Origin of the sequence: Pseudomonas sp. MPB23 (genome assembly GCF_046605395.1) — a bacterium.
Lineage (GTDB): Bacteria > Pseudomonadota > Gammaproteobacteria > Pseudomonadales > Pseudomonadaceae > Aquipseudomonas.
In genome coordinates this window covers 2,776,854-2,789,097 of sequence record NZ_CP176771.1, presented here as the reverse complement: position 1 = coordinate 2,789,097, position 12,244 = coordinate 2,776,854, and the positions used below count along the sequence as shown (strand labels likewise).

Sequence of the window (12,244 nt, the reverse complement as noted above, 5' to 3'; positions counted from 1 at the left end):
CAGACCTTATAAATGAGTGGTCGCGCCCGCGACAGCGTAGTTCTGGTAACTGTTCATCGTTTTTGCGATCTGCGAAATCTTGCTGGCGTAGTCCGGGTCGGTTGCATACCCGGCTTTTTGCAACTCGCGTACAAACTGTTCCGGGTTGTCGGCTGACTTCACGACTTCTTTATAGCGATCATTGCTTTGCAGCAGCGTGACCAGGTCGTGGAAGCTGTCCTGGTACGAATCGTAGGAACGGAATTGCGCGGTTTCCTTGACCATCGTACCGTCACGGAACTCGCTGGTGATCGCGCGGGCCTGGCCACCCTGCCAGCTCTGGCCAGCCTTGATCCCGAACAGGTTGTGGCTGCTGCTGCCATCCTCGGCACGCATCACCGATTTACCCCAACCGGTTTCCAGGGCGGCCTGGGCCACCAGGTATTTGGGGTCGACACCGATACGCGCGGCAGCCGCCTTGGCCATCGGCAACATGGTGGCGACAAATTCGTCCTGGGAGCCGAAGGCCTTCTTCGCCGGCGCCAAGGGGGGCTGGGCCACGGCGCGGCCGTAGACCTGCATGCGGCCGCTCGGCACGGCAAACGTGCGAGCGCTGCTGTTGACCACATTGTCGGCCGCGGCGCTGTTACGCAGCGGCGCGGCCTTGGCCAGCGTCGTGGCATCGGTGCTCGGCACGATGCCGGTCAGCAGACGGTCGGTCAGCTTGCTGGGCAAGGCGAGGCGACGCTGGTTCATCAACGCCATATCGTTGGCGTGCGCACTCGCGCCTTCGGGGGCCGCCACGCGGTAAGCCCAGAGTGGGCGCTGGCCATTGGAGCGACCCAGCGGGCCTTCGGCCTGGGTGCCGGCGGCAATCTGCGTCGGCACATCGGCTTTCTTCACCGGCTCGGCGGCCGCCGGGCCTTGCAAGGTGGCCGCCTGAGCGTCCACCGGTTTGTTCTTCGCCATCTGGCGCATCAGCACGTCAGCCAGGCCGATGCCGCCGCCTTCGCGAGACATCGAGACCGCCAGTTGCTGGTCGTACATTTCCTGGTACTGCTTGGCCGCCGGCGTGTTCAGCGGGTTGTCCTTGCCCAGGGCCTCGGTGGCCGAGCGCATGGACTTGAGCATCTCGCTCAAGAACAGCGACTCGAACTCCTGCGCCACCTTGCGCATGTTGCCTTCGCTGTTCTTGTCGCCAACCTTCAACTGGTTCAGGCGGTTCAAGTCAGAATACGAACCCGAATCCGCCGTGCTGGTCAGGCCACTGTTGCGCATGTCCATAGCCATGGCCTTAAATCACGATCAGGTCGGCTTGCAACGCGCCGGCCTGCTTCAACGCTTCAAGGATCGCCATCAAATCGCCTGGCGCCGCCCCCACCTGGTTCACCGCACGCACGATCTCATCCAGGGTAGTGCCAGGGCCGAATTTGAACATCGGCTTGGCTTCCTGCTGGGCATTCACGCGCGAACGGGGAACCACCGCCGTCTGGCCATTGGACAACGGCCCCGGCTGGCTGACGATCGGGTCTTCGGTGATGGTCACGGTCAGGCTGCCGTGGGTCACGGCGGCCGGCGAGACCTTGACGTTCTGGCCGATCACGATGGTACCGGTGCGCGAGTTGATGATGACCTTGGCCACGGCCTGGCCCGGGTCGACCTCAAGGTTTTCCAGGATCGACAAGTAGTCGACGCGCTGGCTTGGGTCCAGTGGCGCCGTCACGCGGATCGAGCCGCCGTCGATGGCCTGGGCCACGCCAGGGCCGAGCATGTCATTGATCTTGTCGACCACGCGCTTGGCGGTGGTGAAGTCGGAGCGGTTGAGGTTCAGGGTCAGGCTGTTGCCCTGGTTGAAACCGCTCGGCACCGTGCGCTCCACCGTGGCACCACCGGGAATACGGCCGGCCGACGGCACGTTGACGGTGATCTTCGAGCCGTCGCGACCTTCGGCGTCAAACCCGCCGACCACCAGATTGCCCTGGGCGATGGCGTAGACGTTGCCGTCGATACCCTTGAGGGGCGTCATCAGCAAAGTGCCGCCGCGCAGGCTTTTGGAGTTACCGATGGACGACACGGTGATGTCCACCACCTGGCCCGGCTTGGAAAACGCCGGCAAGTCGGCACTGATGGACACGGCGGCGACGTTTTTGAGCTGCACGTTGCCCGAACCCGCCGGCACCTTGATGCCGAACTGCGAGAGCATGTTGTTGAAGGTCTGCAGGGTGAACGGGGTCTGGGTGGTCTGGTCACCCGTACCGTTGAGCCCCACCACCAGGCCATAGCCGATCAACTGGTTGGAACGCACGCCGGAAATGCTGGCGATGTCTTTCAGGCGCTCGGCTTGGGCGACAGCGCTTAAGGAAAGCAAGAGCGCCGCCGCCATCAGCTGTTTGAATTTCAAAGTGGCCACCTAGAAAGGGAACAGCGGGCTAAGGAAGAAACGGTCGAACCAGCCCGGCTGACTGGCATCAGCGAACGAACCCGTACCCGAGTAGGTGATGCGTGCATCGGCAATGCGCGTCGACGGCACCGTGTTGTCAGTGGAAATATCATCGGCGCGGACCATGCCGGCAATGCGCACCAGTTCGTCACCGGTGTTGAGGGTCATCCACTTCTCGCCGCGCACGGCGATGATGCCGTTGGGCAGCACGTCGGCCACGGTCACGGTGATCGAACCGGTCAGGCTGTTGCCCTGCCCTGCCGAGCTCTTGCCATTGGTGGCACGGTCGCCGCTGTAGCCGGCGCTCAGGCTCAAGTCGCCACTGCCCAGGGGGTTGTTGGTGTTCGGTATGGCGCCAAACAACGAGGTCAGGCCAATGCCGGTCTTGCTGGTCTTGTCCACCTGGGAGTTGGCGTTCTTGCTGGCCGTGGTCTTCTCGTTGAGGGTGATGGTGATGATGTCACCGACCCGGAACGCCTTGCGGTCGCTGTACAGGTTCTGCTCGAAACCGGCCTGGTAGATCGAGCCATTGTTGGCCGCCGCCGGCAGCGGCGTGCGTGGCAACACCGGCGCGTAGTACGGGTCATTGGGTTTTGGCGTCGGGGCGACACAGCCCGCAAGCACGGCAATCCCACTCAATGCCAGAACGGAAACATAGCGATTCATGACCCTTACCTCACGGTGCTGCAGGCGCCCTCAAGGACGCCCCATAGACTTGATTACAGATTCTGCGTTACGAACGAAAGCATCTGGTCGGCGGTGGAAATCACCTTCGAGTTCATCTCGTAGGCACGCTGAGTGGTGATCATGTTGACCATCTCTTCCACGGTGCTGACGTTGGAGGTTTCCAGGGTGCTTTGCAGCGTGGTGCCGAAGCCGTTCAGGCCTGGCGTGCCGATTTGCGGCGCACCGCTGGAGGCGGTTTCCAGGAACAGGTTGTTACCCACGGCCTGCAGGCCGGCCGGGTTGATGAAGTCGGCGGTTTGCAGGTTGCCGATCACTTGGGACGCCGGATTGCCGGCAATGGTGATGGACACAGTGCCATCGTTGCCCACAGTGAAGGTCTGAGCGTTGTTGGGCACGACGATAGCCGGCTCCAGAGAGAAGCCGTTGGCCGTCACGATCTGGCCGTTGGAGTCCAAGTGGAACGTACCGTCACGGGTGTAGGAAGTGGTCCCGTCCGGTTGCAGGATCTGGAAAAAACCCTTGCCGTTGATGGCCATGTCCAAGGGCTGGCCGGTTTGCTGCAGGTTACCGGCGTTGAAGTTCTTCTGGGTGCCGACGATCTGCACACCGGTACCCAGTTGCAGGCCCGACGGCAGTTCGCTGTCCTGGGTCGACTGGGCGCCTGGCTGGCGTTTGATCTGGTAGAGCAAGTCCTGGAACTCGGCACGGTCACGTTTGAAGCCCGTGGTCGATACGTTGGCCAAGTTGTTGGAAATGGTGGTCAGGTTGGTGTCCTGGGCGGACAAACCTGTTTTGGCAACCCATAGAGCCGGAAGCATAGTGTTCTCCTTCGTGCGCCTGTTTGTTGGCGCTGCGCCGCAAAATTAGTAGTCAGTGAAACCGCAATCAGCTCATCGCCATAACGCGCGTCATGGCCTGGTCGTCTTCTTTAGCGCTGTTCATCATCTTGATGTGCAGCTCGAACTGCTTGGAAAGCGCCAGCACCGCGGTCATTTCCTCCACGGCATTGACGTTGCTCGCCTGCAGGAAACCCGACGTCAGCGTCACCTTTGCATCGGCCTGGGCTGGCTGGCCATCCTTGGTGTGGATGGTGCCGTCCAGGCCTTTATTCATGTTCTTCGGGTCAGGCTGGACCAGCTTGATGCGGTCCACTTGAGCCATTACCCGTGGGCCTTCGCCCATGCCGCGGATGCTGATGGTGCCGTCGGAGCCCACTTCGATTTTTTGCTGGGGCGGCACGGCGATCGGGCCACCGTTGCCCATGATCGGCATGCCGTTGCCGGCGCGCAGCACGCCCAGCGCATCGACGTTCATGCTGGCGCTGCGCACGTAGGCCTCGCTGCCGTCCGGGGTTTGCACCGCCATCCAGCCGTCGCCGTTGACGGCGACGTCCAGGTCACGACCGGTCTCGATCATCGCGCCGGGGCTGAAGTCGGTGGCTGGACGCTCGGTCATGGCAAAGGCCCGCGCCGGAAAGCTGTCACCGAACACCGGCATCGAACGCGCCTGTTCCAGGTCACGTTGGAAACCGTTGGTGGAAATGTTCGCCAGGTTGTTGGCATGGGCCTTCTGCGCCAGAGCATTCTGGCTGGCGCCGGTCATTGCCACATAAAGGTACTTGTCCACGCTCTTTCCTCTTTCTGACGGACGCTTGCCGCCCACCGCTGTACTGATGAGGCTTAAGCAATTTGCGAACCAACTTTCAAAAATGGAGAAAAGCCCAGGCGGAGCAAGGGTTTGCGGCGGACGCGCGAAAAACGAGGCTGAGACGATAGTCGAAAAAACGGCGGACTTATGCCGCTTACGGCAACGCCACCGACCCACAGGAGGGAAGGAACTTGTGTGGGAGGGGGCTTGCTCCCGATAGCGGCTTATCAGTCGATGCATATGTGACTGAACCGCCGCAATCGGGAGCAAGCCCCACATCGGTCATTTGTCGGTCTTGAGGATTGCGTAATCGCGCAGTTTATTGGCGATGGTGGTGTGGGACACGCCCAGGCGCTTGCCCAATTGCCGGCTGCTCGGGTGCCCGGCATAGAGGCTTTCCAGCACCGCCTTCTCGAAGCGCCCGACGATCTCGTCCAAACCGCCCTCCAGGGAAAATTCGCCAAGCGGCTGACGCACCCCATAGTCCGGCAAGCGGATATGTTCCGCCTTGACCGTTCCGCCCTCACACAGCGATACCGCCTGGAACAGCACGTTCTCCAACTGGCGCACGTTGCCGGGCCAGCGGTAGTGGCTCAGGCGCTCCATCGCGGCGGGGGCCAACCTGGGCAGCGGGCAGCCGATCTGCCGACTGGCCTGATCGAGAAAATGCTCGACCAGCGGCGCAAGGCCGTCGAGGCATTCGCGCAACGGCGGAATATGCAGCGACAGCACATTGAGGCGGTGATAGAGGTCCTGGCGAAACTCGCCACGGGCGCACAGCTCGGACAAGTCCACCTGGGTCGCGCAGATTACCCGCACATCCAGGTACACCTCCTCATCGCTGCCGACGCGGCGGAAACAACCGTCCTGCAGGAAGCGCAGCAATTTCGCCTGCAACCGCGCGCTCATTTCCCCGACACCATCGAGAAACAGCGTACCGCCCGCCGTCAGCTCCAGCAGCCCCAGCTTGCCCTCGGCCCGCGCCCCTTCAAACGCACCCGGGCCATAACCGAACAACTCGGTCTCGGCCATCGACTCGGGCAAACCGGCGCAGTTAAGCGCCATCAGCGGCGATTGCCCACGCGGACTGGCCAGGTGGCAGGCACGCGCAAGCAGCTCTTTGCCGGTGCCGGTTTCGCCTTCTATTAATAGCGGCGCATCCAGCGGTGCCATGCGCCGGGCTTCACGGACCACTGCGGCCATGACTTTAGAACTCTGGAAAATACTGTCGAAGCCGCGCAGCTCCTGCTTGCGCACATTGTAGATACGCTCGCCCACGCGGTCGGCGCGGTGCAGCGTCAACACGGCGCCGGCCATGGCCTCGCTGTCGTCGTGTTCAGAGGATTGCAGCGGCGCGATATCCGCCAGAAACACGTCGCCCTTGACCTTGACCCGCAAGCCATTGATCCGCGATTTACTCGCGCGCACCAACGCCGGCAAATCGAAATCCTCGGCGTAGCGCGACAACGGAATGCCTGGCACCTCATCCACCCGCACCCCAAGCAACTGCGCCGCCGCACGGTTGGCGGCGACGATGGAACCGCCCATGTCGATCGACAGCACCGGGAACTCCAGGGCGCCGAGCAGCGCATTGAGTTCCATATGCCGCCGTTCGCTGGGCATCAGCCCGACCCGTTTCACGCCGAACACCCCGGCGATCGCTTCGAACTGCGGGCGCAACGCCTGGAACTGCATGTTCACCAGGTTCGGGCAGAACAGGTAGATGGCGTTGCCATGCTCGCCGCCGACCTCACCCTTGGCGACGTTGACGCCGTATTCCACCAGCAGGTTGAGAATGTCCCGCAGGATGCCGATGCGGTTCTGACAATGCACTTTGATACGCATGAAAACGCCCGAAAGGTGGGTAGGCGCCGCGTCTTTTTGTCGCTGGGCGCAGATAGTCGTCAAGATTATGTGACAGTCATCGGCGTTTTCACAGCCAGCCGTCGCCACCGACCGCACAATCGTAACGAATACTTTACAAGAAGCTGTAATTTTTCCTACAGCGCCCCTCGCAGGTAGATGGCATCTCCACCAGGCCGGGGGTATCAATAAGGTCATCGCAGGACATAACAAGAACGAATGCCTAGCAGGAGAGCCGTATGAAGCAGACGCACTACGTGGCCCGCGAGCCCGATGCGCAGGGTTTTATCCACTACCCGCCGCAAGAACATGCGGTGTGGAACACCCTGATCACGCGCCAGTTGAAGGTGATCGAAGGCCGCGCCTGCCAGGAATACCTGGACGGCATCGACAAGCTCGGCCTACCCCTGGATCGCATCCCGCAGTTGGGCGAAATCAATCGAGTGCTCGCCGCAACCACCGGCTGGCAAGTCGCTCGGGTGCCGGCGCTGATCCCTTTCCAGACCTTCTTTGAATTGCTCGCCAACAAGCAGTTTCCGGTAGCGACCTTTATTCGTAGCCGCGAAGAACTGGACTACCTGCAAGAGCCGGATATTTTCCACGAGATCTTCGGCCACTGCCCGCTACTGACCAATCCCTGGTTCGCCGAATTCACCCACACCTACGGCAAGCTCGGCCTGGCGGCCACCAAGGAGCAACGGGTGTACCTGGCGCGCCTGTACTGGATGACCATTGAGTTCGGCCTGGTGAACACGCCGCAAGGCCTGCGCATCTACGGTGGCGGTATTTTGTCGTCGCCCAAGGAGACGGTGTACAGCCTGTCGTCGGAGCCTGAGCATCAAGCCTTTGACCCGCTGGAAGCCATGCGCACGCCCTATCGCATCGACATCCTGCAACCGCTGTACTTCGTCCTGCCCGACCTCAAGCGTCTGTTTGAGGTGGCCCAGGAAGACCTCATGAGCATGGTCGAGCGCGGCATGCAGTTGGGCTTGCACGCGCCAAAATTTCCGCCAAAGCCCAAAGCGGCGTGAGCCTTCACTACACCTTAGGTTTTGAGGCCAGGTGAGTCTGTTCCCTGGCCCCGCGTTGCTTTAGGGTGACGCCACTGACGACCGTTTCCAAACACTCGAATTCAGGACACCCCACATGACCACCTTGAACCAAGCCCACTGCGAAGCCTGCCGTGCCGATGCCCCGCAAGTCAGCGACGACGAACTGCCAGTGCTGCTCAAGCAGATCCCCGACTGGAACATCGAAGTGCGCGACGGCGTGATGCAGCTGGAAAAGGTTTTCCTGTTCAAGAACTTCAAATTCGCCCTGGCCTTCACGAACGCCATGGGTGAAATCTCCGAAGCCGAAGGCCATCACCCCGGCCTGCTCACCGAATGGGGCAAGGTCACCGTGACCTGGTGGAGCCACTCCATCAAAGGCCTGCACCGCAACGACTTCATCATGGCCGCACGCACCGACGAAGTGGCCAAGAGCGCCGAGGGCCGCAAATGATGCATTTCGATGCCATTGGTCGCGTACCCGGCGACCCGATCCTCGGCCTGATGGACCTGTATACCCAGGACCCCAACCCGAACAAGTTCGACCTCGGCGTGGGCGTCTATAAGGACGACCAGGGCCTGACGCCGATTCCCCACTCGGTGAAGCGCGCAGAGCAACGCCTGGTCGACACCCAGACCACCAAGACCTACATCGGCGGCCACGGCGATGCCGCCTTCGGCCGGTTGATCAGCGAACTGGTGCTGGGCGCCGATTCCGCGCTCATCCGCGAACGCCGCGCCGGCGCGACCCAAACCCCGGGCGGCACCGGTGCCCTGCGCCTGAGCGCCGACTTCATCGCCCACTGCCTGCCGGGGCGCGGCGTGTGGCTGAGCAACCCGACCTGGCCGATCCACGAAACCATCTTTGCCAAGGCCGGGCTCAAGGTCAGCCATTACCCGTACGTCGGTGCCGACAACCGCCTGGACGTGCCGGCGATGTTGGCAACCCTGTCCAGCGTGCCACACGGCGACGTAGTGCTGCTGCACGCCTGCTGCCATAACCCGACCGGTTTCGACCTGTCCCATGACGACTGGCGCCAGGTGCTGCAGATCGTACGCGAGCGCCGGTTGCTGCCACTGATCGACTTCGCCTACCAGGGCTTCGGCGATGGGCTGGAACAGGATGCCTGGGCGGTGCGGCTGTTTGCCGCCGAGCTACCAGAGGTGCTGATCACCAGTTCCTGCTCGAAGAACTTCGGCCTGTACCGCGACCGTGTCGGCGCGCTGATCGTGTGTGCGGCCGACGCCGAGAAGCTGACCGATGTGCGCAGCCAATTGGCCAATATCGCCCGTAACCTGTGGTCGACGCCGCCGGACCATGGCGCGGCGGTGGTCGCGACCATCCTCGGCGATGCCGAGCTGAAACAGCAGTGGAGCGCGGAAGTCGAAGCCATGCGCTCGCGCATCGCGCAGTTGCGTTCCGGGCTGGTGGAGGCGTTGGCGCCCCACGGCTTATCGGCGCGGTTCGCGCACATTGGTGCGCAACGCGGGATGTTTTCCTACACCGGTTTGAGTGCCGAGCAGGTGAAGCAACTGCGCGAGAAGCACAGCGTGTATATGGTCAGCTCGGGGCGGGCCAACGTCGCGGGTATTGACGCGACGCGGCTGACGGTGCTTGCGCAAGCCATCGCCGACGTTTCCCACGCCTGACCCTCTCCCATCGGAGCCCGGCTTGCCGGCGATGAGGCCCGTGAGGCTGCCATCGCCGGCAAGCCGGACTCCTACCGTCAGGAGCGTTTCAGCCGGCGACCATCTCAGCCTTGAGTTGCGCCTGTTTCGCCTGGGCATCCGCCAACCGATACAACTCGATACTGCCATCCCAGTGCTCGATCAACGCCGTGCACGACTCCACCCAATCCCCGCAGTTGAGGTAATCCACCTCGCCCACCTTGCGAATTTCCGCGTGGTGGATATGCCCACAGACCACCCCATGCAATTCGCGCTTGGTCACTTCGTGGGCGATGGCTTCTTCGAAATCGCTGATGAAACTCACGGCCGTCTTGACCTTGTGCTTCAGGTACGCCGACAGCGACCAGTAGCCATAGCCATAACGCGCACGCCAATGATTGAGCCAGCGGTTCAAGGTGAGGGTGAATTCATAGGCCGAATCGCCCAGGAACGCCAGCCAGCGGTGATAACGGGTGATCACGTCGAATTGGTCACCGTGGATCACCAGCAAGTGGCGGCCATCGGCAGTGATGTGCACGGCTTCGTCCACCAACTGGATATTGCCCAGGACCAGCTTGGAATAGCGCCGCAGGAATTCGTCATGGTTGCCGGTGACGTAGATGACTTCGGTGCCGCGCTTGGCCATGGTCAGCAGGCGACGGATCACGTTGGTGTGGGCCTGGGGCCAATACATGCCGCCGCGCATTTTCCAGCCGTCGATGATGTCGCCCACCAGGTACACCTTGTCGGCGTGGTAGCTCTTGAGAAACTGCGACAAATGTTCGGCCTGGCAATCCCGGGTGCCCAGGTGCACGTCGGAAATCCACAAGGTACGTACCCGCTGCTTGCGGCTGGGCTGGGTGAATTCGGCGCTGGTCATGGGCATCCCCCGTCGGTGTTTTCGCGAGCTTGCGCCCCGGCGATTAATAGCCCATGACAGTCATGAGTCCGTCTGATGACAGCGCCCACCGGCCGCCAGGCGTTGTAGACTGGCGCACTGCTGCCCTGGAGACCGCGATGAGACCCGCCCTCACGCTACGCCACTACCTCGAAGCGCCCCTCGCCCACAGCCATGACCATGCGCAGTTGGTGTTCGGCCTGTCCGGGCACCTGGACCTGGAAGTCGATGGCAGCCGCTGCCTGGTGCAATGGCTGGCGCGTTGCGGCGCTCGACCTAGGAAGAGCCCTGCGCTAAAAATCGCGAGACCGGCGACAGACGCTACAGCCACCACCCTCTAGACTGCGCTTTCGTCAGCTCGTTGGTTCAAGGATCGCAATGACTCCCCGTTCAGCCCTCGGCGCCCTGCACATCGGCGCATTGATGTTTGGCCTCACCGGCGTTTTCGGCAAGCTGGCGGCCGCCTCGCCGGCCATCATCGTGTTTGGTCGCGCAGCCTTTGCCGTGCTTGCCCTTGCAGTGTTCGCACGGTTTGCCAGTAACACCGCCTGGAAGGCACTGGAGCTGCGCGATTGGCGTCGGCTGGCGGTCAGCGGTGTCTTGCTGGCGGCGCATTGGGTGACGTTCTTCATGGCGGTCAAGGTGGCCGGTGTGGCGGTGGCGACCCTGGGGTTCACCGCGTTCCCGGCGTTTACCGTGATCCTCGAAGGGCTGATCTTCCGCGAGCGCATTCGCGCCAATGAGGTGCTGTTGGTCGCGCTGGTCAGCGTTGGCCTGGTGCTGGTGACGCCGGACTTCAACCTCGCCAGCGAAGCCACTGGCGGCCTGCTCTGGGGCATCGCCTCTGGGTTGCTGTTCTCGCTGCTGTCGCTGAACAACCGCGCCAGTTCCGGGCGGATTCCAGCGGTGCAGGCGGCGCTGTGCCAGAACGTGGTGGTTGCGCTGTGCCTGCTGCCGGTGGCGGCGCCGGGGCTGGCGGATGTGCGCGCCCTTGACTGGCTGTGGATCGGGCTACTCGGCGTGTTCTGCACCGGCCTGGCCCACAGCCTGTTTGTCGCCAGCCTGGCAGTGATCAAGGCGCGCACCGCCTCGGTGGTGTTCGCCATGGAGCCGGTCTACGGCATCACCGTCGCCTGGCTGCTGTTTGCCGAAACCCCGACCTTGCGCATGCTGCTGGGCGGTGCGCTGATTATCGTCGCCATCGTCCTGTCCGGGCTGATGGGCAGCGCCAGCCAGGCCAAACAGCCCGCGGCAACGGCCTGATCTATACTTGCCCCATCCGCAACAGTCTGTCGTCGTTCAACGGATAGAGACTCCTCGACGACAGCCATGATCCCTGAAGTTGCTGCATGCGAGTGGTCACGCCATTAACGCTATGCAGAGGTTCGATCATGGAAATGCTCATCAACTTGCTGGTGCAGATCATCAGCGGCGCCGTCGGCGGCAACCTGGCCGGCATGACCAAACAGAGCCTGGGCACCGGGCTCAATACCTTTCTCGGCGGTATCGGCGGCCTGGTGCTGGGCCAGATTGTCACGGCGCTCACCGGCACCTCCGGGGGTGAAGCGCTGGAGGTGGCGGCGGTCGGCAGCAATATCGTCGGCGGTGGCGTCGGCGGCCTGGTGCTGACGTGGGTCGTGGGCTTCATCAAGAACAAAATGGCTGCCAAGTAGCCGTGCGTCCACGGGTCACCGTGCTCCAGAGGCGGTGACCTTCACGGCGTACGATCGTTGTGGCCCAGGTCACGCTGCGGGTCGATCTGGTCACGCACCCGCTGCTTGAGCACCTTGGCCTCGGGGAAGCCGCCATCGGCCTTGCGCTCCCAGATCTGCACGCCATCGCAGGTGATGCGAAACGTACCGCCCGTGGCCGGCGCCAGCGACACTTTGCCCAGGTCGTCGGCAAAGGTACTCAACAGCTCCTGGGCCAACCATGCGGCGCGCAGCAGCCACTGGCATTGGGTGCAATAGGTGATGACGATCTCGGGTTTGCTCGCAGACATAATTTGAGAGG

At 62.5% G+C, this 12,244-nt stretch carries 13 protein-coding genes and 1 pseudogene; 6 read left to right on the top strand and 8 right to left on the bottom strand.

Annotated elements, in window-relative coordinates; genetic code table 11:
- Nucleotides 1–6 precede the first annotated feature (6 nt).
- The 6 genes from flgJ to ACLH0J_RS12905 all read right to left on the bottom strand — a co-directional run bounded on the left by flgJ (nucleotide 7) and on the right by ACLH0J_RS12905 (nucleotide 6,598).
- The gene (gene flgJ / locus ACLH0J_RS12930; RefSeq protein WP_411392268.1) at nucleotides 7–1,269 is read right to left on the bottom strand and encodes a flagellar assembly peptidoglycan hydrolase FlgJ; all 1,263 of its coding nucleotides are present in this window, start codon (nucleotides 1,267–1,269) and stop codon (nucleotides 7–9) included.
- A gap of 4 nt (nucleotides 1,270–1,273) precedes the next feature.
- A complete protein-coding gene (locus ACLH0J_RS12925) occupies nucleotides 1,274–2,362 on the bottom strand; it encodes a flagellar basal body P-ring protein FlgI (RefSeq protein ID WP_033901075.1) in 1,089 nt (362 codons plus the stop codon).
- Between the two features lie 27 nt (nucleotides 2,363–2,389).
- Nucleotides 2,390–3,085 carry a flagellar basal body L-ring protein FlgH gene (flgH, locus tag ACLH0J_RS12920; RefSeq protein WP_411392267.1) on the bottom strand — a complete coding sequence of 232 codons (696 nt, stop codon included), beginning with the start codon at nucleotides 3,083–3,085 and terminating at the stop codon, nucleotides 2,390–2,392.
- Nucleotides 3,086–3,138: 53 nt separating this feature from the next.
- A complete protein-coding gene (flgG, locus tag ACLH0J_RS12915) occupies nucleotides 3,139–3,924 on the bottom strand; it encodes a flagellar basal-body rod protein FlgG (RefSeq protein WP_411392266.1) in 786 nt (261 codons plus the stop codon).
- A gap of 67 nt (nucleotides 3,925–3,991) precedes the next feature.
- Nucleotides 3,992–4,732, bottom strand: a complete 741-nt coding sequence (locus ACLH0J_RS12910) for a flagellar basal body rod protein FlgF (RefSeq protein ID WP_411392265.1) — start codon at nucleotides 4,730–4,732, stop codon at nucleotides 3,992–3,994.
- A 303-nt stretch (nucleotides 4,733–5,035) separates the two neighbouring features.
- Nucleotides 5,036–6,598 (bottom strand): sigma-54-dependent transcriptional regulator, encoded by a 1,563-nt coding sequence (locus tag ACLH0J_RS12905; RefSeq protein ID WP_411392264.1) that lies wholly within the window; start codon nucleotides 6,596–6,598, stop codon nucleotides 5,036–5,038.
- Nucleotides 6,599–6,855: 257 nt separating this feature from the next.
- Here ACLH0J_RS12905 and phhA point away from each other — a divergent pair, with 257 nt between their 5' ends.
- From phhA to ACLH0J_RS12890, 3 genes are all read left to right on the top strand, one after another.
- The gene (gene phhA, locus ACLH0J_RS12900) at nucleotides 6,856–7,647 is read left to right on the top strand and encodes a phenylalanine 4-monooxygenase (protein ID WP_411392263.1); all 792 of its coding nucleotides are present in this window, start codon (nucleotides 6,856–6,858) and stop codon (nucleotides 7,645–7,647) included.
- A 115-nt stretch (nucleotides 7,648–7,762) separates the two neighbouring features.
- Nucleotides 7,763–8,119, top strand: a complete 357-nt coding sequence (locus ACLH0J_RS12895; protein ID WP_411392262.1) for a 4a-hydroxytetrahydrobiopterin dehydratase — start codon at nucleotides 7,763–7,765, stop codon at nucleotides 8,117–8,119.
- Nucleotides 8,119–9,315: an amino acid aminotransferase gene (locus ACLH0J_RS12890; protein WP_411392815.1), complete on the top strand. Its 1,197-nt coding sequence runs from the start codon at nucleotides 8,119–8,121 to the stop codon at nucleotides 9,313–9,315. The genes ACLH0J_RS12895 and ACLH0J_RS12890 overlap by 1 nt, the downstream gene beginning before the upstream one ends.
- Before the next feature lie 88 nt (nucleotides 9,316–9,403).
- Here ACLH0J_RS12890 and ACLH0J_RS12885 read toward each other — a convergent pair whose 3' ends face one another.
- Nucleotides 9,404–10,213, bottom strand: a complete 810-nt coding sequence (locus ACLH0J_RS12885; RefSeq protein ID WP_411392261.1) for a UDP-2,3-diacylglucosamine diphosphatase — start codon at nucleotides 10,211–10,213, stop codon at nucleotides 9,404–9,406.
- A gap of 137 nt (nucleotides 10,214–10,350) precedes the next feature.
- Between ACLH0J_RS12885 and ACLH0J_RS12880 the strand changes: the two are divergent.
- The 3 genes and pseudogenes from ACLH0J_RS12880 to ACLH0J_RS12870 all read left to right on the top strand — a co-directional run.
- Nucleotides 10,351–10,464 (top strand): annotated as a pseudogene (locus tag ACLH0J_RS12880) (AraC family transcriptional regulator); the annotation flags it as partial.
- Nucleotides 10,465–10,609: 145 nt separating this feature from the next.
- Entirely contained in the window at nucleotides 10,610–11,494 is an 885-nt protein-coding gene (locus ACLH0J_RS12875) for a DMT family transporter (protein ID WP_411392260.1), read from the top strand.
- Between the two features lie 128 nt (nucleotides 11,495–11,622).
- Nucleotides 11,623–11,904, top strand: a complete 282-nt coding sequence (locus ACLH0J_RS12870) for a hypothetical protein (protein ID WP_411392259.1) — start codon at nucleotides 11,623–11,625, stop codon at nucleotides 11,902–11,904.
- Nucleotides 11,905–11,945: 41 nt separating this feature from the next.
- Here the strand turns inward: ACLH0J_RS12870 and ACLH0J_RS12865 are convergent, their stop codons facing one another.
- The gene (locus ACLH0J_RS12865) at nucleotides 11,946–12,233 is read right to left on the bottom strand and encodes a SelT/SelW/SelH family protein (protein WP_411392258.1); all 288 of its coding nucleotides are present in this window, start codon (nucleotides 12,231–12,233) and stop codon (nucleotides 11,946–11,948) included.
- Between the last annotated feature and the right edge of the window lie 11 nt (nucleotides 12,234–12,244).